Here is a 19,565-nt window from a genome sequence, read left to right as displayed (position 1 = left end):
TTTAAGAGGGTACAAATTCGAGTGTACCCCAATTTGTACCCCAAAACTTAATTTTAAAGCAAAATTTTGTCGAATAACTCAACTGTCTCTTCTTCAGTTTCCTGCAAAGAATGTGCATATACATTACTCACAGTCATCGGATGATCTCCAATCAACTTAGCTACAGTAACAACTGGAACTTTGTTCGCAATTAATATGGATGCATAAGTATGACGTAAACCGTGTGGAGTTATATCTCGTAAGTCGCTATTTTCTAATACACTGTCTAATGCATCATTTATATAAGTTTCACTGATTGGATTACCATAAAATCTATCGATAAATACATAATCGTTTTTTTCAAGTGTTTTTCCGATTGACCATTTTTTCTTAATACACCAAGCTTTATATTTTTTTAGTTGTTCAATTAATTTATCATTAACCTTAATTGTTCGATATCCATTATCACTTTTTGGTGGACCAACTTTTTTATTTACCCTCGATCTCTCAATGGTAAGCGTGTTTTGATTGAAGTCTATATCGCCCCAGCGTAATCCTGCTAATTCTCCTTTACGTATTCCTGAAAAGGCTAGAGTTAGGAAAATCGTATAATAAGTAGTTGAATCATGTTTATAAGCCAACTTTAAAAATTCGTTCAGCTCTTGTTGGTTATAATAGTTATCTGATTTTTTAGATGGAGCTTTACCGTAATCAAGCTTAGTAATTAGATTTTCTTTTAGAATACGTTCTTCCACAGCACTGTTCAAAGCTGATATGACTGTACGTGTTATATCCTTTACAGTTTGTCGAGATAAGCCCTTTTTAAATAGGGGATTCACCAACTCTTGTTGTAATACCATGTTGGTTAATTTATTTAGCTTTCGTTTACCAATAAGAGGGTTAATGTGTTTTTTGAATCGTCTCTCATATAAATCCAAAGTACCAGGACGCCATTGATTTTTATTTACAGAAATCCATATTTCAGCCCAATTCTCCACTGTATAATTATCTGATTCAACAAAACTCTCATTACCATCTAAAATATCAGCTTTAACTTCAATTAAAGCACGTTCAGCTTCAGCGATTGTAGCAAAACCTTGCTTCGTTTTTTCACGTCGTTTTTGAAGTTTATCGTAATATTTATATCGATATGCGTATTTAGTAGTGCCATCCGACTCTTTATATTCGTATATGCAATCCTTTTTAGTTTTTATTAATTTTTGTCTTGCCATTTCGATTACCCCTTTCGCACGGGCAGGTGCTAATTTTCGGCAATCGTTATGCATCACCCCCTTTAAATTTTCGAATGTTCATTCTGTTTTAGTGTGTTAAAAAAGCCCCTTACATTTAAATTTCTCAAATGTTGCAGCTATTTTCCATGCGAATATTGAATAAAACGTTTATTTTGCATATATTGTGTTAACCTTTTTAAAGCAATCTCATACTCAACCTGAAATAGTTTTGAAACTCTTAAAACTGTTGAATAAAAATAATCATTAATAGCTAATTCGTTTAACATGAAAGTTGGAATACACGCATGATACATAAAGCTGTTTGCTTTCAATTCTTGATACTCAATAAATAGGGGAGGTAATCGGTTTTGATGACCGCAATGCATTAAAACGTGAGCTAATTCATGACAAAAATCTTGCCATTGTTGTTGCTTGGTTAAACGGTTATTTAAAAATATGTACGGATTCCCCCTTAAAAAAAGGGCGCGACTTCCTTCGTTCCAATATAAAACATTTACTCTGAGACTTTTTGCGATAATAGAAATCTGAAGCTGTTCAGGCACCAAAATATTTATTCTCGTATACATTTCTTTAATAAAATCTTCCATATGATTTGTGTAACGCATATAACCATCTCCAATTCACTAAAACGATAGGAACGTATGTTCTATTTTAGTATAAAACAAAACCCCACTATTTGGTAGTGGGGTTTAAATGACATTTAAGAACAATTCAATTGGTCCAGGTTCAATTTTTTTAGAATAAAAGATAAACTCTTGTCCTTGCGTTGGTTTAGCTATTGAATAGTTAAGATAATATTTATGCGGATTGTATTTACTATATAGTTTCTCAATAGCTTCAGCTATATCATATGTTAATATCCAATAGCGATTATTCATTTGTCTTTGAATAGTTTTGGCTAATTCGACATGATCTTCATGGGTATAAAAATTAGTATATAAATCTGGTCCTTTACTATAATATGGTGGGTCAAAAAATGTTAAAGACTTTTTAGTTGTTTTAATAACTTTGTTAATAAAATCTTTAGCATCCATATTATAGACCTCTATTTGGTTAGCTCTCGATGCAATATCTCTAATGCGTTGAATAATTTCTGTTTTATTAAAACGGCAATCAAGTTTGTAATTTCCCGTTTGTTCTTTTCCACCGATAACTCCTGCTTTTATAATTCCTGAACGATTAGTACGATTCAAAAATAGAGTTGAAAATGCTAGTGAAAGTTCATCTGTTGAGTTTTTATTTTTTTGAACCTCTTTTTGCTTATACCATTCTTCCATCGTTATGTCTGTTAGTTTTATTAAACGAACTAATTCTTCCGAATTAAGCAAAATAGTATTCCAGAGTGCATAAATACTTCTGTCATAATCATTTATTATTATACGTTTTACATCACCATTAAAAAGGAGTCTTAAGGCAACTGCTGCTCCACCAGCAAAGGGTTCGATGTAAGTTGAAATATTGTATTCTTGTACTAAATATTGAACATATCGATAAGTTTTATCTTTACCTCCTGGATAGCGAAGGGGAGACAAGTTGGCCATTCTATCACCTCAAATTTAAGAATATCAAAAGATATAAAATTTGGCCATATATTAATCCACAATTGGTGGTAGAGACTTAGATTTTAATCTATTGTTTAATAGTTTAATGAAATTTGATTTAAAATCTGCTAATAATTCTTCATTATTTCTAATATAGAATGTGATAAATTTTTTAAATTGTTTGATATCGGATTCTGCCCAGTTCTTATATGGAGTAACAGAACATTTCTTATAATCAGTTTGATTTAACTGAATATCATAGTCAGTAAAATCACTAAGGAATTTATCTTTTTCTTCATTGAACTCCCTGAAAAAGTTATGATTCCCTGGAAGATCTAAAATAAATTTAACAATTCTTTTCTCTATTGGTAAGTTATCAGGGTCTGGTAATTTTATATAGTAATCAAATTGTTTAATTTTATCTAATTTTTCTTGAGGTACATCCGCATCAAAAACTACTATACAATTTTCAAGTAACTTAGGACCATTAATACAAAGACTTGCTAATGCCGAGTATGAATTACCTTTCATGCCATCTGAAAGGTTTGTTATGTAGTTTATGTACTTCTTGATGTCTCTACTTTTTAAGATTTTATCAATAAAATCTTTAGCAATATCATCTTCACATATAACATCAATACGATGAATTTCTTCTTCTGATGTATTTGAATAATTTTTTAATGTTAATTCTTTATATGCAAACTCATAAGATGGATTTTTTATAATATTAAAATTGTTATTCTCAACGTATGCAGTGCTAATCATATTAATAACAATATCATTGTTATTAATTTCATTTTGTAGAGTTAAAATATGTGAGATTAAGTATAGAGAATGAGTAGATAATATAATTTGAACGTTATATTTTCTTGCCCAATTTAATAAAAAGTTAAACAATCTTACTTGTACAACAGGATGTAAGCTAGCTTCAAATTCATCTATACAAAGTATTCCATTTGACAAGTTATTACTACTAGTTAAATTTCTCATAAAACCCAATAACTTATTTATAATATGGCCAAGGTTATCCTCACCAGATGAGATTGATTCATAATCATAATATGAATTTGCAGGGCCAAGTGTAGATTTAATAGAAGTATCAGCTATTGCTTCAACTGAGCTGAATGACTGTTTTTGCAATAACTTAGAGTAAAAATCGGCAATAAAAGTTAATTCAGCATTAGAATATGTGATAGAATTTATAGGTTTAGAATTTGTATCAACCATAGGAAATAATCTTTTTAAATTTATAAAAGATGTGTTAAGCGGAAAATTACCATCCCCTTTATTTCTTCCACTTGGAACTAATCTAAAGCGACTATCACTTTTATTATAGTATAGATTTACTGGTTCTCTTAAGATCCTATCATCACTCAGTTGTAATGAAATATAATACTTATATTTTTCTATGTCGTATTTTACCGAAAAATTAAATACATCACTGAAATCAGTTTTCAATTTATTTCCAAAAGGGTCCTCACTTTTACCAATGGAATCAAAAGGATGAGCTATTAACCCCATTAATGTAGATTTCATTGTACCGTTTTTACCACTCACTACAGTGATATAATCACCCAATTCAAATTTACGATCCTTTAAAGACCTAAAGTTTTCAATTTCAATATTTTTTATCTTTTTTATTGCTACATCTTTATTAGAAGAAATACCCAATGCTTTTTTTGATAGATGCTTAATTTCTACTTCCTCGACTATAACCATTACTATACCTCCACCTTAATTACTTAAACATGTAAAATGTATACATTTCAAATTTTTAAGAAACGATAATTATCATGTATAAACATAGGGGTGAATTACGGTGTTTTTTTATCATTCTTAATCATTTCCCAAATAGTCCTTAATTTCCTTAATTCTTCTTCATCTGATTTTGGAAGTTCTTTGTACCACATCTCAAGTTCTGGATCGTTGATAAATGCTTGGAATTCAGCTTCTTCTTTTTCAGATTGAGATTTATGTGATAATTTATTTTCCCGTCCTAATATGTAATCTGTTGAAACTTCAAAAAAATCGGCAAGTTTTTTTAATGTATCAAAATCAGGTTGAGTAGATGACGTTTCGTATCTCGCATATGTTGATCTATTTATATTCAATCGGTCAGTTAACTCTTTTTGAGAAAGACCGAGTTTTTCTCTTAAATTTCTTAACTTGTCACCGTATTGCATCTATTCACAACCTTTCATACTAAACTTAATTATGTATATTATAAGTGAAATTCTTGCACATTAAATATTTTGTGAAAAAAATACACAAATTTACTTGACTGTGCAAATAATGCACTATATACTATGTGTAATAAATGCACAAGGTGGTGATTAAGTGTTTGGTAAAATTCTAAAAGAACGTAGAGTTCTCTTAGGTTATTCTCAACAAGAAGTAGCAAAAAAAATTGGTATTGAACGTTCCTATTACTCTAAAATAGAAAATGGTCTACGTCCAAGCGTTAAAGTTGCACAAAAAATAAGTGAAGTATTAGATGTAGATTGGACTATTTTTTTTACTAAAATTTGTGTAAAAAATGCACAAAAAACCGCATAGGAGGAACTAGAATGAATCAATTGCAAATCTTCAACTTTGAGAGTAATGATATCCGGGTTGTAGAAGTTAATAAGGAACCTTGGTTTGTCGCAACAGATGTTTGTAAAGTTTTAGAACTATCGAATCCAACAATGGCAGTAGGTCGATTAGAAAATGATGAACGGTCTAAGTTCAACTTAGGGCGTCAAGGTGAAACAAATATAGTAAATGAATCAGGTTTGTATGAATTAATTTTCGCTAGTAGGAAACCGAGTGCAAAACTCTTTAAAAAGTGGATTAAGCAGGAGGTTTTACCTTCTATCCGAAAACATGGTGCATATATGACACCAGATACAATCGAAAAAGTTCTATTAAATCCAGACACAATTATTCAGCTCGCTACAAATTTAAAAGAAGAGCAAGAAAAACGTAGGGCAGCAGAACTAATTATTGAAGAACAAAAACCAAAAGTTTTATTTGCAGATTCGGTAAGTGCAAGTAATTCATCAATTTTAATTCGAGAATTAGCAAAATTAATAAGTCAAAACGGTGTACCAATCGGAGAGAAAAGATTATTCGAATGGTTAAGAAATAATGGTTATTTAATCAAAAAGCCTGGTTCAGATTATAACTCACCAACTCAGCGATCAATGGAATTAGGTCTCTTCGAAATTAAGGAATCTACAATCAATCGTTCTAACGGAGTTCAAATTATGAAAACACCTAAAGTTACTGGACGAGGGCAATTGTATTTTATTAATAAATTTTTAGCACAGCAAAAAGCAATATAGAGGGAGGCTGTTGGGCAAACAGCCTTTGAATTAGGAGGGCAAATAAAAGTGGGGGTTAAAAAGACTGAGGTTAATGAACAAGATGATGTCCTCTTTTACGAATTAGAGGACCTCATCCGAATCACTAAATTTAAAGAGGATATGTTAAAACAATATTTTTTACACGATCCACGAGTATTACGTTGGCAAAGACGTGGAAAAGAACGAGGCAAGCGAATATGGCTTGCGAAAGAAACTCGAGAAGCTATTCGAGAAATCGTATTAAATGAATGGACAAGTTAAATAAGATAGCACGGGCAGGTGCATAGTCGAGGGCAATCGACAAGGGCAAGTACCATTCATTTCAAAAAGAGGTAACAATTACGTCTGTATCTCTATATTAATCTCAACCAAGTTAACTTGGTATTCACCAAAAGAATATATTCCAATTCGGAATATTTGGAAGTGGAAGGGGTGAGGAAAATGCAAATAACACAGGAGTATCACAAGATGCTCAAGTTTTTCCGAAAGAAAGCGAAAATGACGCAAGAGGATATTGCGTATGAGCTAAATATGACGCAATCCACTGTTAGCAAAATGGAAAGTGGAAGACACATTATCGATATCGGAACATTTATGAACTGGATACGTGTAACAAATTCGGAAATACACGCAGCATCGATGATGTTTGGAACGGATGTAATAAACAATGCAATGCAACTAATGCAGGCAGTACCTATGTATATTGGAGGATTTGTTTTATGGATTTAACAAAATTAAATAACGAAATTCAGCGAGAAAAATCGTGTATTGATGATCTAATCAAGATGATTGGCATGCATACGCAAGAAAATCGTCTAGAGGAAGCTGCACAACTTGGTCGAGACTTACAAAATTCAATAGCAACAATCCAAAAGCTAGAACAACAAAGGAATTTTTACATAACAGCGAAGAGACTAGCTAAACAAGGTGTTATATGTGGGGTGGTGAAGCGTTTTGCGGAAAAAGTTTAAATGGAGCAAGTTATCACTCAAGGAACGACTTATTTCAATTCGAAAGTGGTGAGTAGATGAAACGTATAAATCATTATTTTTTCGGAGGAGATGCACACTGGTCAGATTACGTTTGGTTTTACGGAGCATTATTATTCGGGTTCTTAATGGTGGTTCTGGTAATCAAATAAAAAACTGCTTAATCGCGCCAACGATTAAACAGCAAATGTAAATCAATCTATTAACACGATTATACCATAAATCGTGAAATAAGGAGAATAAGAATGCAAAAATATTATCTTCTATCACTTAAATGGTCGAAACAAAAAGATCAATATACTTGGTGGGGACCAAATAATAGTGGTTATACAACGGATATTCAAACAGCTGGTATTTACACAGAAGAAGAAATAAACAAAAGGAAACATTATTACTCAAATACTGGTGTAATGCCAATACCTGTTGAGGTAGTGGGGCATGCAAAGAAACAAGTCGTAATTCCTACTATAAACGAAAACTTTAAATTATTCGGTATAGACGAGCATTTAAAAACAGCAAAAGAATATTAAATTGGGTTGCGAGCAAGTCTCGCTCCTATCCAGCAGTTTATAAACATTTCATTGGTCGGTTAGCCATAGAAAGTTAAGTTTATAGGCTGCTTGATGGGACTAGCAATCTATCTATAATACCGAGCACAGTACGCCAAGACCTCTTTGAGCGAGCGACAGTTACAGCGTAGCCCCAGTTGCGAAGACAGTATTGTAGATAGATTGGTGGGAAGAATGGTGCAACGGCAATGCTAATAGTGTTCGGCGTTGTACCTGACCTATCGGAAAGGAGGAAATTAAAGTGAATTTTCAAGTAGAGAATCCATTTGTTCTTGGTCGAATCGAACGTTGTAAGGTTCCGAAACTTGTCGTAATTGATACATCCGACAATAACAACATCGAAAATCCTAACTATGATGTTTTCGGACAAGTCATTGTATCAAACGATGAATATTACGTATTCGGTGAACATGTGATCCACATCGAAAATCTACCAAGGTACTTCGAAGATTACTTGAAAGCTGAATACAAGGTAAAAAAATAAACCACTGCTGCAACAGTGGCTCAGAAAACAATTATTTACGGAAATTATAACACAGGAGGTAAGGGAATGGTACTAGCTAAAATATCGACTCTAGATATGGAGCGTGAGGATTGGTTAGAGGAACGTCGAAAAGGTATTGGCGGTTCCGATGCTGGGGCGATTATGGGCTTCAATAAGTATAAGAGTGCTTATCAAGTGTTTCTAGAAAAAACAGGTCAATACTCCGAAGAAGTTGACAATGAAGCTGTTTATTTCGGAAATGCTTTAGAAGATTTTGTTGCTCAAGAATTTGCAAAAAGAACAGGCAAAAAAGTTCGTAGAATGAACAAAATGCTAGTTCATCCAGAACATAGCTTTATGTTTGCCAATTTAGATCGAGTAGTTGTCGGTGAAAAGGCGCTTTTGGAATGTAAAACAGCTTCTGAATATGTAAAAGGTGAATGGGATGGTGAGGACATCCCGGCTAGTTACTTATGCCAAGTACATCATTATTTAGCGGTTACTGGCTATCAAAAAGCATATATAGCAGTTCTAGTAGGAGGCAATAAATTCGTTTGGAAGGAAATCCAACGAGATGATGAGTTTATTTCAATACTTATTGAAAGAGAAAGGGATTTCTGGACTTATCATGTTTTAAAAAATGAAGCACCACCAATAGATGGTTCAGAAGCTACTACAGAATTACTGAAAAAAATGTATCCAGAGGATGACGGAACAGCAGTAATGCTATCAAAGGAAGATGATATTTTACTTGATGCACTTGAATCTATCAAACAAGAAATAAGTGTGTTAGAAGAGCAGAAGAAAGAGTATGAGAATAAATTAAAACTCAAACTCAAAAATGCAACAGAAGGGCATTCTGTACGTCACAAAGTCACATTTAAAACGATAGTTTCTAATCGTGTTGATAGCAAGAAATTAAAATCGGAAGTTCCTGAAGTATATGAGAAATTCGTAAAACCATCAACATCTAGAAGACTAAATATTACTAAATTGGAGGCTTAATATATGGCAACTACAACTGAATTAAAAGCAAAAGCACAAAACCAATTGCAAAAACAGGTGTCCCCAGAAGCATCATTAAACGGACTTTTAAAACGTATGGGTCCAGAAATACAACGTGCATTACCAAAACACATGGATGCAGACCGTATCGCTCGCATCGCACTTACATCAGTTCGACAAAATCCAAAATTACTTGAATGTGATCAAATGAGCTTTATTGCTGCACTAATGCAATCTGCACAATTAGGTGTAGAACCGAATACAGGGCTCGGGCAAGCTTATTTAATCCCATACGGAAAGCAAGTACAGTTCCAACTCGGTTATAAAGGATTAATCGACTTAGCGGTTCGTAGTGGTCAATATAAAGCTATTTATGCTCATGAGGTTTATGAAGAAGACGAATTTAGATATGCCTATGGATTACACAAAGACTTGATTCATGTCCCTTCTAATAATCCTACTGGAGAGCCAATTGGTTATTACGCTGTATATCACTTAAAAAATGGCGGCTACGACTTTGTTTACTGGACAAGAGAACGAATTGAACAACATGCTCATAAATTCTCTCAAGCAGTCCAAAAAGGTTGGACTAGCCCTTGGAAAACAAATTATGACGCGATGGCTAAAAAGACAGTACTGAAAGAAGTACTTAAATATGCTCCAAAATCTATAGAACTTCAAAAGGTAGTAGAAGCAGACGAAACGATTAAAACAGAAATTGCAGAAGATATGAGCACTGTTATTGATGTTACAGACTACTCGATTATTGAAGAAGGGCAAGAACAAAAAGAAGAAACGCAGGGTGAATTAGTTTAGGTAAGGGGAGCATTCCCCTTGCTTTAGGAGGGCAGATAATGGGCAAAAAATACTACTGGTTGAAGTTGAAGGAAGATTTCTTCAGGGATAAACGCATAAAGAAATTACGCAAAATTGCCGGTGGAGATACCTACACAATTATTTATTTAAAAATGCAGTTACTTAGTCTAAAAGATGAGGGCATCTTGTATTACGAAGGTGTAGAAGATGATTTTTATGAAGAAATAGCTCTTGAGATTGATGAAGATCCTGAGAATGTCAAAATCACAATCATGTTCTTAATTGCCAATGGCCTACTTGAAGAAGTTGAGAAAGATAAGTATTTATTACCTGAGACAATGAAGTCAATCGGTAGTGAAAGCTCAAGTGCTGCAAGGGTTAGAAAGCATCGGGAAAAAGCTAAAGCGTTACAATGTAACACCCAAGTAACAGATGGTAACGCACTAGTAACAAACGGTAACACAGAGATAGAGACAGAGAAAGAGATAGATATAGATATAGAGAAAGAGACAGACATAGACAAAGAAAAAAATGTCGGTCAGTCGTCTGGTCAGTCTCCAGTCATTGATATGAATCTTTTAGTAATTCAAGATATGTTCCGAAAAATGATTCGGGAACCAAAGCCTCAAGATTTGTCCAAAATGGTAGAAGCTCTTGAATTCTATGAACCTAGTTTAATCTTAGAAGCTATAAAAGAGGGGTCTAAAAAAGGGAAGTCATTCGCTTATGTGCTAGGGATATTAGATACCTGGCGAATTGAAGACAAAATTAGAACCTACGATGAATGGATGGTGAAAAAAGGTGCAAAGTCTCAAAGCAGTAACAACAAACAAGGAATTCGAGAAAATCATGCAGTCAATGGAAGCACGATCCCAAATGACATCAGAGAAAAACTTAGAAATTTCTCCAGCCGATGAATCAGAATACTTCTGTCCTAAATGTAAGGATGAAGGTGGCTATATCGAAAGAAAGAGAGCTGGTGAAACAACATTAGTACGTGTTGAAAACCGTTTTGAAGAAGTTAAATTGAAGCATGATACTGATGAATGGATTGAATGTGAATGTGTAGAAATGCGACGTATTCAACGAATCGTTAATGCAAGCTCTATTACTGACAAATTTAAAAACAGAGGATTTAAGAATTTCATTATTGATGGTAAACCCAAAGTAATTGCTGAAATGAGACAAATGGCAATCGATTATTATAGAGCATTTGATGAAATTAAAAATACTGAACAAAACAGCATTATGTTCAGTGGACAACCTGGTTGCGGTAAAACACATCTCTTAATGGCTATTACAAACGGCCTAATGAGAGAAAAAGTTGTACCAGTCGCTTATTTCCCTTATCAAGACGGTATGAGAGAAATTGCTTCAAACAACTTTGAAAAGAAAGATGAAATCGTCAATAAGATGTGCCATGTTGATGTTTTATTCATAGATGATCTATTTAAACCAATTGGCAATGAAGTGAAAGTTCATAAGTGGCAGGGAGATATTGTAGCAGAGGTTACAAACTACCGTTATTTAAATGCTAAACCGATGTTAATAAGTACTGAATTATCACCTTTAGAATTACTTGTTTCATTCGATGAAGCTGCTGCATCTCGAATGATTGAAATGGCTAGTGATTACACAAAAACCATCGAAAAGGATATCAGTTTAAATCATCGATTACGGAAAGTTGTAGGAGGGTGAATAGTGATGGGACATTACAACCAGAAGACCACACTTGCTAGTTTGAATCGGAAAATGGCCTTTACTAAACGTAAATTAAGAGAATGCGAGTTTGATAAGCAACAGTTAGAAAAAGAAAATGCTCAATTACGTGAAGCGCTTGAGTTTTATGCAGATACAAAAACGTATTTTCCACAGGAAGATAATGTTTGTAGTCATATAACGATGGATTATGGTGCAAAAGCCCGTCAAGCTCTAGGGTTGGAGAGTGGCTCATGAACGAAAATTTTATCATCAACATGCTAGTGTTAAACGCCTTCAACCACCACAAGTTCGGTGACGAGCAGTACAAAGAGGCATATACAAACTGGATGTACAAGCTACAGCAACATAAGAACTTTAGCACCCTAGAAGAAGCTTGCAATTATTTTCTTGCAAAGGGTGAAGAGGATGAAAAACTTTCAGCATAGTTTTAAACGGATGTTTTATATCGAGCAGCTTAAACAACTAAAAATTACAGAGGTTAATGGTGTACCGGTGCAAGATTTATCTGATCAAGAATTAAAGCGTGCACTAACAATCGCTAGGTTAAAGGAGGGGGCTTGAGATGTTCTCTGATGACTTAATGAAAATGTTCTTACAAAGCTTATTCAAAGAAGCAAAAGAAGAATTATTTCGAGAAGGGCGCCTAGTGAATGAAGATGGCGTTATCCTTTCCTCTGAAACAATAAAACTAGTAAATGAAATCGAAGAAACACAACTTCAAATGGCAATCGATAAAGCACTTGATGAAAGAGACGAAGTCACATTCCGAAAGCTGGTGGCTCAATGCAAATGACGAAAAACGGCATTCCAATCGATATCCCTAGTCAACGTAAGAAAGCACCGACAACTAATAAATTTAATGCTCACAAAGATTTTTACAAGTTTAAGAGATTCGCGACGATGGTCGGTTATGAGGACGGATGTAATGTTATTGCAACTGTACCAATGGGGCATCCAGAATTTAAAGCATTATTAGCTCAAGGATATCAAGTGATTGATATTTGGGATAGGAGGGATATTGCGTGAGAGAACCTAAATTTAGAGGTTTTAGCCTAGAAACAAACGAATGGGTATATGGGTATGGGTGGCATGAAACAGATTATACAGATGATTTTCTTAGAAGCATAAATCAGTCGAGACAAGATGCAGTTTTATTTACTAAAACATTCCCGATAACTTGTGATATTGAGTCTATGGGAGAGTTTACGGGTTTATTAGATACAAATGGAGTTGAGATTTATGAAGGCGATATCGTCAGACACGCAACAGATGAAGGTATTTACAAAGTCATATTTGATGATGGTGGATTTTATGTAGAAAACTTATTTGAATATGATTTTCAAACAATAGATGAATATCCATTAGAAGTTATAGGCAACATCTATGAACACAAACATCTATTGGAGGAAACAGCATGATTAACAGTGTCGTATTAGTCGGCAGACTCACAAAAGATCCAGAATTACGGTATACCCCTTCTGGAGTTGCAATGTGCCGATTCACAGTTGCCGTAAACAGAGCATTTTCGAATGAACAAGGAGAGCGTGAAGCTGACTTTATTCAATGCCTAGCCTGGAGAAAACAAGCAGAGAATCTTGCGAACTTCATGAGGAAAGGTAGTTTGATAGGGATTGAAGGTCGAATACAAACTGGTAGCTTTGAGGGGCAGGATGGTAAACGTGTGTATACGACTGATGTTGTTGCAAACTCAATACAGTTTTTAGAACCACGTGGCACGTCAGATGGCTCAAATTCAGCTCCAAACTACCAAGGTAATACAAATTATCAATCTAGTAATCAAAACGCAAATACAGGGCAATATGGCGGTCAAAATACTCAACATAACTATGTTGGCCAACCTACAAATTATGGTGAAGATCCGTTTGCAAACTCGAAAGGACCAATTGAAGTAAGTGGGGATGACTTACCATTTTAAAGGAGGATAAACAATGATTGAAAAACTATTTAAAGCAAAATTCACGACAACTGGTAAAACAATTGAACAACTTAAAGCAGAATACACGGATTTTCTGCCATCGGACGAAAAATTACAAGCACTTCTTGAGGCTTACCAGAACTTAGATGGTGTTGAAGTAATAGTGTATGAACGAAGATTCGTTGGTGAAAACAATTACGGCGTTTTTGCATGGGATGAAAGTGATAAATCAATCGATGATAAGATTCGCGATTTCATTTATCAAGCAGAGCAAGATGACATGTTTGGTTCATACATCGACGATCGCGAAGAGTTTCTAGCAGATTGGGAATCTGGAAATTATAGTCCGTCAGGTTCCTTAGCTTTTGAAAAAGCAGATATAGAAATTATCGAAGAATTGAAGAAAGGGGTTTGATTATGAATCTACAAAAATTATTCGAGGCACAACAAGTGCTGGATGAACACATCATGAACGAGCACCCAGTGCAAGAAAATGAAAGTCGATTAGCAAAGAAAATACTAGCTTTACAGGTTGAACTCGGCGAATGTGCAAATGAGTGGAGAGGGTTTAAGTTTTGGAGTAAGGACCAGGAGCCAAGAACAGCATTTGAAGAAATTTGTGAATGTCCTCATTGTGACGGTTTCTGTTCTAATAATGATGATCACCCACGAAATTACGTGTTAGAAGAATACGTTGACTGTCTTCACTTCATTTTGTCGATTGGATTGGAAGAATTTACTTTCACAGAGTTTGGAGAAACAAATACTTTGCCAGTACGACTTGAATTAACAAAACAATTCCAATCTATAAAATATCGAAATATTTCAACACAGTTCTTGTATCTCTTTAACTCTATCGGATACTTGACCGATTCAATTTTAGAAAATGAAATGACAATGCCTAGTGAAGCGTTTGGCTATTATGTTGAAACAGTGAGAATGTTTGTAGGATTGGGAGAAATGCTCGGATTCACTTTGGACCAAATCGAAGCTGCATACTTCGAAAAAAACAAAGTGAATCACCAGCGGCAGGAGGAAGGGTACTGATGAAAGTGAAATCTGTTCCAAGTTTCACATCATTAGACGATATTGCTGATAGATTTGAAAAGGTTACATCAAAGATCCAGTTCGAAAATCGCGAATATAAGTACCTGAAAACAGTTTTTGAAGATGAGATTAACAAATTGATTTATCGTTGTGAAGAGGAGCGACACAATCTCATTATCTCTATGATGGGTGATGTTGTTGTAGTTGATGTCGAAGGTGTATATAGCGTTGGAGATGTTGCAATCTGATATGTGTATTTGAATCAAAATTGCGAAGTAAGGAGGAATTAACTTGTCAAAGAGTTTACATGAAAGATTAGATGAAATTTGGCTTAATGCATTGAAAAAAAGCCCTTGTAAATGTGGTAATGATGCTAATTGGAATCAGGATATCAAAGGTTTTATCAGATGTACAAAATGTAAACAGGTTGTTGTTGATTAAGTAAAACATAACATGCTGTACATTACGCAAAAAACAATTCAAATGAACAATATTGTGAAATAAAAGGGAGGAATGAAAATGGCTAAAATTTTTAAATTAAATGATTATGATTGGGTAGCTGCTGAAACTATGGACGAAGCGATTGAGTGGTATAAAAATGAAACTGGATTATCAGAAGAAGATGCAATTGATTCACCTTATGAGATTACAGAGCCAAACAAACTATTAATAACTATTGAAAGAGTAAACAAAGATGAAGCCGAGTATAAGCGCTATGAAAAACTTCAAGAAAAATACATGGAACATGAAGAATCTAGCGTGTTCAAAGTTCCAGCAGACGAATTATTAGCAGTGGAATGGGAAGGTAAACCATACTTGCTTTGCAGTACAGAATACTGAACAATTCGCAAAAAGAAAGGAGCAAGTGAAATGAATTTTAAAGTATTTTCAGTAGGACTAGATTGGGTTGAGTATATCGCAGCAGAAACAGCAGAGGAAGCTTTAGCGGAACATTTAAGACGTGCAGATTATAAAGAACATGAATTACAAGATATAACAGTAGAAGAAATACCATTTGAGACGGAATACCGTTTTGAAAATGAACAAGGTACATTTGATGAAATGACTTTTGCAGAATGGTTAAAAGACTTTAAGTATGAAAAACCAAAACTTTTATGTTGGCAAGAATAAACAACATTCCGCAAAAAGAATAACAAAATTCACACCCTTGCACATAGATACCTTAGTAATATCTTATGTGTAAGGGAAAGGAGGGCAACATGGGCAAAATACAATTTGAAATACCAGGAGATGTACAAGCACAGCAACGGCCGAAGTTTTCTCGCATGTGCAAAGGTGTGAAAGCTATAGATCCAAAAGAGAGTCGAGACTATAAATCATTCGTGAGATTAGTTGCTTCACAATACGCACCTGAAACACTAATTACAGAACCTATTAAATTAACAATCGATGTATATCGCAAAATTCCAAAAGATAAGCAAACGGGACCAAAAATGAAGCTTATTCATGAAGGTAAATTACGACCAACAACTAAACCAGATATCGATAATCTTGCAAAGGGTATTAAAGACGGTTTAAGCAAGGTTTTATGGCATGACGATAGCCAAGTTATTGAACTTGTTGCTAGGAAGTGGTACTCAGACAGTCCTAAAGCTGTGGTGACGGTTGAATGGGTATCTTAAAGGAGGGTTAAAAGTGAGTGTAAGAGGTAGGGGCAAACCGAAACACGCTAAATATCTTCTGTTCACTGGTGAAAAGCATGAGAATTTAAAGTTTGATTTTACTTATGATCAAATTCAAGTCTTTATCGAGATGTGGAATGCCGGCAAGTCTATTAGTGAGATTGGTAAAAGGTTTTCAATTAGTTCGGCAAATGTTGCATTGGTAATCATGGACCTTGAAATGGCTGGGAAGATTAAGCCGAGACCTGGTGGGGTTTTTGGGAGGTCTAGTAAAGAAGTATCGTAGCAGATTAAGTGCTACCTAAGAAAGGGTGGTTTTTTGGAAAAATATCTTGAACGAGCAGAAGAACTAAAAGAAAGTGTTGCAGGGAACTACGAACATTCAACAGATATCCAAGACTGCGAATTAGTCGAATGGCTTATAAAACAAGCCGAGAAGGCACAACTTTTGGAGCAACAATTAAAACGGTTTGAATATTTAGCTTCATACGAATACAGTCATCAAATCGACAATGTAAAAGGGAATAAAAGTAAATATCAACAAGGTGCTTTGGAAGGTATGGAAAATTACAATCGTAAATGGAAAGAGGCTACTGGAAGAAAAATTGAAGCGATGTGGTAGCCTGATATCGCCAACTATCAGGCACTTAGTTCCTTTTAGGCCTTAATCATTCGTTCTAAAATACGTAAACCAATAGCACAACCTAAAGCGATGGAAAATAGCATAGTAAAACCCATATAGTCACCTTCTTTCTTTTTTACCATTTTATAACACATTGATAGTTTTTGAAAAGAAAAAAGACTGCAGCTCTCGCCACAGCCCTCGACATATACAAATCTATTATACCACAAATAATAGGAGGGCGTGTAAATGGGCAAAGGGCAGGTAAATAAGTATTTGTTGGATCAATGGATTAAAGACTATCGTTGGATGATAAATACGATTGAGGAACTTCAATCAGAATTGCCGATTAAAGGGGCAAAAACGGCACAGTATGGCATTGAAGCAACTCTTCCAAAGGCGAGTGGAGGTACGAGTGATGTCGTATTCTCAGAGATGGCAAGACGTTCAAACCATTTGAGAAAAATCAATGACTATATTTATAAAATTCAAGAGGTTCAAAAACGTATCGAAAAGGTAACGGAACCAAGAGAAACAGAAGTACTGTTTTGGTTACTGGAAGGGAAATCTTTACGTTGGATTGGTCAACATATGGCGCTTAGTCATGTGACGATTAAGAATATTAAGGACAGTGTTGTTGATAGTATGTTGAAGTGAGCGAATGAACAAAATGCGAAACAAGGGAGTTAGAATAATGGAAAGGGTTAAAGCAAAAGTTGTGGCTAATGCCACAGTGGAATTGATTGTAACACTTAGAAAATACAATGATGGTGATATTGAATTAGATGAAGTATTGGAGATTTTAGAGATTGATGATATAGAGGATATTGAAATTAAATCGGAATTTTAATGCACAGTTTGTAAAAATTAATAGTTAACAAACTTACCAAATTTAACACTTTTAACAGATTTAACGGATTTCGTGTTTTTAAAAACTATCTGTATACTGTGAGGTAGGACGGAGCGGTTAATATTTCGGTCTTACCAAAATCTTCTTCAAAAAGGAGAAAGACAAGACGACCGACGACACGCGCCGAAAGTTATACATCGAAGAAGCGACAACACGATCGTCCCAGTATCTGAGAGGGGTGGTTTTTATGAAATAATATATATAAACATATTTAATTATTATTTAATATTTATAAAGCGAAAAATAAAAAATTCAATATTATTCTTTGATTATTATATTCACAAATTTTCAATTGGAAAGGCAATTGCTAAATATATCGGTTTTTACTACAACACAATATCTGTTCTATGAGCAAAGCGACCACTTTGAGGAAGGTGGTTGCTTTTATATTATAACGAGACAGTGGCGGAATAGGTAGACGCTTATAACGGAATTAACAGTACGTTAGACAATTCGGTAAGGTTAACTTTGCTATATCAACGCCGAGCAAATATGTCGCACCTAAATGGTAAGAAGACGACAGGCGCAACCGAATGAGATGTTAACCATACAAGGTGCAAATCCTTGTCTGTCTCACCATTATGCTTATCTCGTCATAAGCAACTGACACTTTTAAGTGGTTTTGACTTGCGATTTACTTATAGTAGATTGCCTACAAAGGTTTTGTTCGTTGTACCGTAAACAACATTCACTCACTACGGCGGTGAGTATAAGGTAGCCGAATATAGGATTAGGAACGTCCGTACTTTTGCTATGGAAATGACTCTTCGGGAGATTGGGGCGGACACGACTGTCAAAGTGGTTTATGGCAGTCAAATTATTTAAGTCACATCAATTACGATGTGGCTTTTTATTATGCTTTGAAAACTGCATCAAACAGCCATCTAATAATAGCGAACTAATAGGGCGGAGTTTGGTGCGATTTTGAAAACATAAAAAGGGGATGGCAAGTATGTGGTTCGATTTAAAAATTAGATATAAACATTTACAGATTATTAAACATGCTTTGCAGCATTACCTCAAACGAGAGGGAGCTACACAAAAGGATTTGCAAGATGAACAAGTGTTGTTAAATAAAGTTGAAAGCCGAATAAATGGAATTAAAGAACGTTATGGGATTAGGTGAAGAAATGAGATATGTATTACAATGCGAGAAATGCAAACGTCCTGCGGACATAGATAAAGATAAAAGTAAACCTGGAAACAAAGTTTATAAAAGCACTTGCAATTGTGGAGGCAAAATCAAACCAATGCTAGACTGATTTATTTTGAGCAGTGAGCATTATCGAGTGTCACCCCTTCGCTCAGATGATAGTGCTTGCTGCTGAAGGTATATCAAAAATGTGTTAAATACAATTTTCTCCTTTTGATTTAAAATTAGCTTTATTAAAGAAAGGGGAGATAATAGTGGAGTTAATTTTAGTAAAATTTATCGAGTTTGGTGGCTCTTTATATCGCTATGAGAAGTATTATGATAGTGAGAATGTTCCTTTTATCCCGAGGAAAGGGGATATGTTAAAAGATGAAGGCTTGTTTGAAGCAGAGTCATTAGTATCATCTGTAGAAATCAGTATAGAGGAACAATATATCGTAATAAATCTTGAAATAGATAAATTTGATAACGGAAAAGACTTCAATAAAGCAATTAGCAATTTAGAAGATAATGGTTGGAAAGAAAACTAATAATTCAAAGTCACGTTGA

36 protein-coding genes are annotated in these 19,565 nt (G+C 34.5%); 31 read left to right on the top strand and 5 right to left on the bottom strand.

Annotated elements, in window-relative coordinates; all coding sequences use genetic code 11:
* Positions 1–53: 53 nt before the first annotated feature.
* The 5 genes from MKY04_RS12850 to MKY04_RS12830 form a co-directional block, all read right to left on the bottom strand.
* A complete protein-coding gene (locus tag MKY04_RS12850; RefSeq protein WP_346234549.1) occupies positions 54–1,265 on the bottom strand; it encodes a tyrosine-type recombinase/integrase in 1,212 nt (403 codons plus the stop codon).
* A gap of 83 nt (positions 1,266–1,348) precedes the next feature.
* Entirely contained in the window at positions 1,349–1,837 is a 489-nt protein-coding gene (locus MKY04_RS12845) for an ImmA/IrrE family metallo-endopeptidase (protein WP_346234548.1), read from the bottom strand.
* Positions 1,838–1,921: 84 nt separating this feature from the next.
* Positions 1,922–2,773: a DNA adenine methylase gene (locus MKY04_RS12840; RefSeq protein ID WP_346234547.1), complete on the bottom strand. Its 852-nt coding sequence runs from the start codon at positions 2,771–2,773 to the stop codon at positions 1,922–1,924.
* A 51-nt stretch (positions 2,774–2,824) separates the two neighbouring features.
* Positions 2,825–4,492, bottom strand: coding sequence for an AAA family ATPase (locus MKY04_RS12835; RefSeq protein ID WP_346234546.1), 1,668 nt, complete (start codon positions 4,490–4,492; stop codon positions 2,825–2,827).
* Between the two features lie 95 nt (positions 4,493–4,587).
* The gene (locus tag MKY04_RS12830; protein ID WP_346234545.1) at positions 4,588–4,956 is read right to left on the bottom strand and encodes a helix-turn-helix transcriptional regulator; all 369 of its coding nucleotides are present in this window, start codon (positions 4,954–4,956) and stop codon (positions 4,588–4,590) included.
* Positions 4,957–5,110: 154 nt separating this feature from the next.
* Here MKY04_RS12830 and MKY04_RS12825 point away from each other — a divergent pair, with 154 nt between their 5' ends.
* The 31 genes from MKY04_RS12825 (at position 5,111) to MKY04_RS12675 (ending at position 19,546) form a co-directional block, all read left to right on the top strand.
* A complete protein-coding gene (locus tag MKY04_RS12825) occupies positions 5,111–5,329 on the top strand; it encodes a helix-turn-helix transcriptional regulator (RefSeq protein ID WP_346234544.1) in 219 nt (72 codons plus the stop codon).
* Positions 5,330–5,340: 11 nt separating this feature from the next.
* A complete protein-coding gene (locus MKY04_RS12820; RefSeq protein WP_346234543.1) occupies positions 5,341–6,099 on the top strand; it encodes a phage antirepressor in 759 nt (252 codons plus the stop codon).
* Positions 6,100–6,147: 48 nt separating this feature from the next.
* Positions 6,148–6,381, top strand: a complete 234-nt coding sequence (locus MKY04_RS12815) for a hypothetical protein (RefSeq protein ID WP_346234542.1) — start codon at positions 6,148–6,150, stop codon at positions 6,379–6,381.
* Between the two features lie 180 nt (positions 6,382–6,561).
* Positions 6,562–6,849, top strand: coding sequence for a helix-turn-helix transcriptional regulator (locus MKY04_RS12810; protein ID WP_346234541.1), 288 nt, complete (start codon positions 6,562–6,564; stop codon positions 6,847–6,849).
* Positions 6,840–7,091 carry a hypothetical protein gene (locus MKY04_RS12805; protein ID WP_346234540.1) on the top strand — a complete coding sequence of 84 codons (252 nt, stop codon included), beginning with the start codon at positions 6,840–6,842 and terminating at the stop codon, positions 7,089–7,091. The genes MKY04_RS12810 and MKY04_RS12805 overlap by 10 nt, the downstream gene beginning before the upstream one ends.
* Before the next feature lie 263 nt (positions 7,092–7,354).
* On the top strand, positions 7,355–7,639 hold the full coding sequence (locus MKY04_RS12800; RefSeq protein WP_346234539.1) for a hypothetical protein: 285 nt from the start codon (positions 7,355–7,357) through the stop codon (positions 7,637–7,639).
* A 280-nt stretch (positions 7,640–7,919) separates the two neighbouring features.
* Positions 7,920–8,162 carry a hypothetical protein gene (locus MKY04_RS12795; RefSeq protein ID WP_346234538.1) on the top strand — a complete coding sequence of 81 codons (243 nt, stop codon included), beginning with the start codon at positions 7,920–7,922 and terminating at the stop codon, positions 8,160–8,162.
* A gap of 66 nt (positions 8,163–8,228) precedes the next feature.
* Entirely contained in the window at positions 8,229–9,167 is a 939-nt protein-coding gene (locus MKY04_RS12790; protein ID WP_346234537.1) for a lambda-exonuclease family protein, read from the top strand.
* A 3-nt stretch (positions 9,168–9,170) separates the two neighbouring features.
* Positions 9,171–9,983, top strand: coding sequence for a recombinase RecT (locus MKY04_RS12785; RefSeq protein ID WP_346234536.1), 813 nt, complete (start codon positions 9,171–9,173; stop codon positions 9,981–9,983).
* Positions 9,984–10,021: 38 nt separating this feature from the next.
* Positions 10,022–10,900 (top strand): phage replisome organizer N-terminal domain-containing protein, encoded by an 879-nt coding sequence (locus tag MKY04_RS12780; RefSeq protein WP_346234535.1) that lies wholly within the window; start codon positions 10,022–10,024, stop codon positions 10,898–10,900.
* On the top strand, positions 10,785–11,681 hold the full coding sequence (locus tag MKY04_RS12775) for a DnaA ATPase domain-containing protein (protein WP_346234534.1): 897 nt from the start codon (positions 10,785–10,787) through the stop codon (positions 11,679–11,681). The genes MKY04_RS12780 and MKY04_RS12775 overlap by 116 nt, the downstream gene beginning before the upstream one ends.
* Positions 11,682–11,684: 3 nt before the next feature.
* A complete protein-coding gene (locus tag MKY04_RS12770; RefSeq protein WP_346234533.1) occupies positions 11,685–11,939 on the top strand; it encodes a hypothetical protein in 255 nt (84 codons plus the stop codon).
* Positions 11,936–12,130 (top strand): hypothetical protein, encoded by a 195-nt coding sequence (locus MKY04_RS12765; protein ID WP_346234532.1) that lies wholly within the window; start codon positions 11,936–11,938, stop codon positions 12,128–12,130. Before MKY04_RS12770 ends, MKY04_RS12765 begins: the two co-directional genes overlap by 4 nt.
* Complete coding sequence (locus tag MKY04_RS12760) at positions 12,111–12,266, top strand: hypothetical protein (protein WP_346234531.1); 156 nt, start codon at positions 12,111–12,113, stop codon at positions 12,264–12,266. The genes MKY04_RS12765 and MKY04_RS12760 overlap by 20 nt, the downstream gene beginning before the upstream one ends.
* 1 nt (position 12,267) lies before the next feature.
* Entirely contained in the window at positions 12,268–12,498 is a 231-nt protein-coding gene (locus tag MKY04_RS12755) for an IDEAL domain-containing protein (RefSeq protein ID WP_346234530.1), read from the top strand.
* Positions 12,495–12,731, top strand: a complete 237-nt coding sequence (locus tag MKY04_RS12750; RefSeq protein ID WP_346234529.1) for a hypothetical protein — start codon at positions 12,495–12,497, stop codon at positions 12,729–12,731. Before MKY04_RS12755 ends, MKY04_RS12750 begins: the two co-directional genes overlap by 4 nt.
* Positions 12,728–13,123, top strand: a complete 396-nt coding sequence (locus tag MKY04_RS12745; protein WP_346234528.1) for a YopX family protein — start codon at positions 12,728–12,730, stop codon at positions 13,121–13,123. Before MKY04_RS12750 ends, MKY04_RS12745 begins: the two co-directional genes overlap by 4 nt.
* A complete protein-coding gene (gene ssb / locus MKY04_RS12740; RefSeq protein ID WP_346234527.1) occupies positions 13,120–13,641 on the top strand; it encodes a single-stranded DNA-binding protein in 522 nt (173 codons plus the stop codon). Before MKY04_RS12745 ends, ssb begins: the two co-directional genes overlap by 4 nt.
* Positions 13,642–13,654: 13 nt before the next feature.
* Entirely contained in the window at positions 13,655–14,056 is a 402-nt protein-coding gene (locus tag MKY04_RS12735) for a hypothetical protein (RefSeq protein WP_346234526.1), read from the top strand.
* Between the two features lie 2 nt (positions 14,057–14,058).
* On the top strand, positions 14,059–14,688 hold the full coding sequence (locus MKY04_RS12730) for a dUTP diphosphatase (protein ID WP_346234525.1): 630 nt from the start codon (positions 14,059–14,061) through the stop codon (positions 14,686–14,688).
* Positions 14,688–14,936 (top strand): hypothetical protein, encoded by a 249-nt coding sequence (locus MKY04_RS12725; RefSeq protein ID WP_346234524.1) that lies wholly within the window; start codon positions 14,688–14,690, stop codon positions 14,934–14,936. The genes MKY04_RS12730 and MKY04_RS12725 overlap by 1 nt, the downstream gene beginning before the upstream one ends.
* Before the next feature lie 43 nt (positions 14,937–14,979).
* Positions 14,980–15,129, top strand: coding sequence for a hypothetical protein (locus MKY04_RS12720; protein WP_346234523.1), 150 nt, complete (start codon positions 14,980–14,982; stop codon positions 15,127–15,129).
* Positions 15,130–15,207: 78 nt separating this feature from the next.
* A complete protein-coding gene (locus tag MKY04_RS12715; RefSeq protein WP_346234522.1) occupies positions 15,208–15,528 on the top strand; it encodes a hypothetical protein in 321 nt (106 codons plus the stop codon).
* Between the two features lie 30 nt (positions 15,529–15,558).
* Positions 15,559–15,819, top strand: coding sequence for a hypothetical protein (locus MKY04_RS12710; RefSeq protein ID WP_346234521.1), 261 nt, complete (start codon positions 15,559–15,561; stop codon positions 15,817–15,819).
* Between the two features lie 89 nt (positions 15,820–15,908).
* Positions 15,909–16,331 carry a RusA family crossover junction endodeoxyribonuclease gene (locus MKY04_RS12705; RefSeq protein WP_346234520.1) on the top strand — a complete coding sequence of 141 codons (423 nt, stop codon included), beginning with the start codon at positions 15,909–15,911 and terminating at the stop codon, positions 16,329–16,331.
* A 13-nt stretch (positions 16,332–16,344) separates the two neighbouring features.
* Positions 16,345–16,617, top strand: coding sequence for a hypothetical protein (locus tag MKY04_RS12700; protein ID WP_346234519.1), 273 nt, complete (start codon positions 16,345–16,347; stop codon positions 16,615–16,617).
* A gap of 33 nt (positions 16,618–16,650) precedes the next feature.
* Positions 16,651–16,953, top strand: coding sequence for a hypothetical protein (locus tag MKY04_RS12695; RefSeq protein ID WP_346234518.1), 303 nt, complete (start codon positions 16,651–16,653; stop codon positions 16,951–16,953).
* Between the two features lie 249 nt (positions 16,954–17,202).
* Positions 17,203–17,610: a hypothetical protein gene (locus MKY04_RS12690; protein ID WP_346234517.1), complete on the top strand. Its 408-nt coding sequence runs from the start codon at positions 17,203–17,205 to the stop codon at positions 17,608–17,610.
* Positions 17,611–17,647: 37 nt separating this feature from the next.
* Positions 17,648–17,803 (top strand): hypothetical protein, encoded by a 156-nt coding sequence (locus tag MKY04_RS12685; RefSeq protein ID WP_346234516.1) that lies wholly within the window; start codon positions 17,648–17,650, stop codon positions 17,801–17,803.
* Between the two features lie 1,012 nt (positions 17,804–18,815).
* Positions 18,816–18,989, top strand: coding sequence for a DNA strand exchange inhibitor protein (locus MKY04_RS12680; protein ID WP_346234515.1), 174 nt, complete (start codon positions 18,816–18,818; stop codon positions 18,987–18,989).
* Between the two features lie 281 nt (positions 18,990–19,270).
* A complete protein-coding gene (locus tag MKY04_RS12675; protein WP_346234514.1) occupies positions 19,271–19,546 on the top strand; it encodes a hypothetical protein in 276 nt (91 codons plus the stop codon).
* The last annotated feature ends 19 nt before the right edge of the window (positions 19,547–19,565 follow it).

It is taken from the genome of Lysinibacillus telephonicus (assembly GCF_039654155.1).
Lineage (GTDB): Bacteria > Bacillota > Bacilli > Bacillales_A > Planococcaceae > Ureibacillus > Ureibacillus telephonicus.
This window is presented reverse-complemented; position numbering and strand designations above follow the sequence as displayed.

Bases quoted from the DNA above. Each gene is read 5' to 3' on its own strand.
- MKY04_RS12820 (WP_346234543.1), top strand. From the start codon at position 5,341: ATGAATCAATTGCAAATCTTCAACTTTGAGAGTAATGATATCCGGGTT.
- MKY04_RS12850 (WP_346234549.1), bottom strand. From the start codon at position 1,265: ATGCATAACGATTGCCGAAAATTAGCACCTGCCCGTGCGAAAGGGGTA.
- MKY04_RS12690 (WP_346234517.1), top strand. From the start codon at position 17,203: ATGGGCAAAGGGCAGGTAAATAAGTATTTGTTGGATCAATGGATTAAA.
- MKY04_RS12810 (WP_346234541.1), top strand. From the start codon at position 6,562: ATGCAAATAACACAGGAGTATCACAAGATGCTCAAGTTTTTCCGAAAG.
- MKY04_RS12830 (WP_346234545.1), bottom strand. From the start codon at position 4,956: ATGCAATACGGTGACAAGTTAAGAAATTTAAGAGAAAAACTCGGTCTT.
- MKY04_RS12835 (WP_346234546.1), bottom strand. From the start codon at position 4,492: ATGGTTATAGTCGAGGAAGTAGAAATTAAGCATCTATCAAAAAAAGCA.
- MKY04_RS12710 (WP_346234521.1), top strand. From the start codon at position 15,559: ATGAATTTTAAAGTATTTTCAGTAGGACTAGATTGGGTTGAGTATATC.
- MKY04_RS12790 (WP_346234537.1), top strand. From the start codon at position 8,229: ATGGTACTAGCTAAAATATCGACTCTAGATATGGAGCGTGAGGATTGG.
- MKY04_RS12800 (WP_346234539.1), top strand. From the start codon at position 7,355: ATGCAAAAATATTATCTTCTATCACTTAAATGGTCGAAACAAAAAGAT.
- MKY04_RS12840 (WP_346234547.1), bottom strand. From the start codon at position 2,773: ATGGCCAACTTGTCTCCCCTTCGCTATCCAGGAGGTAAAGATAAAACT.
- MKY04_RS12750 (WP_346234529.1), top strand. From the start codon at position 12,495: ATGACGAAAAACGGCATTCCAATCGATATCCCTAGTCAACGTAAGAAA.
- MKY04_RS12735 (WP_346234526.1), top strand. From the start codon at position 13,655: ATGATTGAAAAACTATTTAAAGCAAAATTCACGACAACTGGTAAAACA.
- ssb (WP_346234527.1), top strand. From the start codon at position 13,120: ATGATTAACAGTGTCGTATTAGTCGGCAGACTCACAAAAGATCCAGAA.
- MKY04_RS12760 (WP_346234531.1), top strand. From the start codon at position 12,111: ATGAAAAACTTTCAGCATAGTTTTAAACGGATGTTTTATATCGAGCAG.
- MKY04_RS12765 (WP_346234532.1), top strand. From the start codon at position 11,936: ATGAACGAAAATTTTATCATCAACATGCTAGTGTTAAACGCCTTCAAC.
- MKY04_RS12715 (WP_346234522.1), top strand. From the start codon at position 15,208: ATGGCTAAAATTTTTAAATTAAATGATTATGATTGGGTAGCTGCTGAA.
- MKY04_RS12705 (WP_346234520.1), top strand. From the start codon at position 15,909: ATGGGCAAAATACAATTTGAAATACCAGGAGATGTACAAGCACAGCAA.
- MKY04_RS12845 (WP_346234548.1), bottom strand. From the start codon at position 1,837: ATGCGTTACACAAATCATATGGAAGATTTTATTAAAGAAATGTATACG.
- MKY04_RS12725 (WP_346234524.1), top strand. From the start codon at position 14,688: ATGAAAGTGAAATCTGTTCCAAGTTTCACATCATTAGACGATATTGCT.
- MKY04_RS12680 (WP_346234515.1), top strand. From the start codon at position 18,816: ATGTGGTTCGATTTAAAAATTAGATATAAACATTTACAGATTATTAAA.
- MKY04_RS12755 (WP_346234530.1), top strand. From the start codon at position 12,268: ATGTTCTCTGATGACTTAATGAAAATGTTCTTACAAAGCTTATTCAAA.
- MKY04_RS12685 (WP_346234516.1), top strand. From the start codon at position 17,648: ATGGAAAGGGTTAAAGCAAAAGTTGTGGCTAATGCCACAGTGGAATTG.
- MKY04_RS12785 (WP_346234536.1), top strand. From the start codon at position 9,171: ATGGCAACTACAACTGAATTAAAAGCAAAAGCACAAAACCAATTGCAA.
- MKY04_RS12780 (WP_346234535.1), top strand. From the start codon at position 10,022: ATGGGCAAAAAATACTACTGGTTGAAGTTGAAGGAAGATTTCTTCAGG.
- MKY04_RS12730 (WP_346234525.1), top strand. From the start codon at position 14,059: ATGAATCTACAAAAATTATTCGAGGCACAACAAGTGCTGGATGAACAC.
- MKY04_RS12805 (WP_346234540.1), top strand. From the start codon at position 6,840: ATGGATTTAACAAAATTAAATAACGAAATTCAGCGAGAAAAATCGTGT.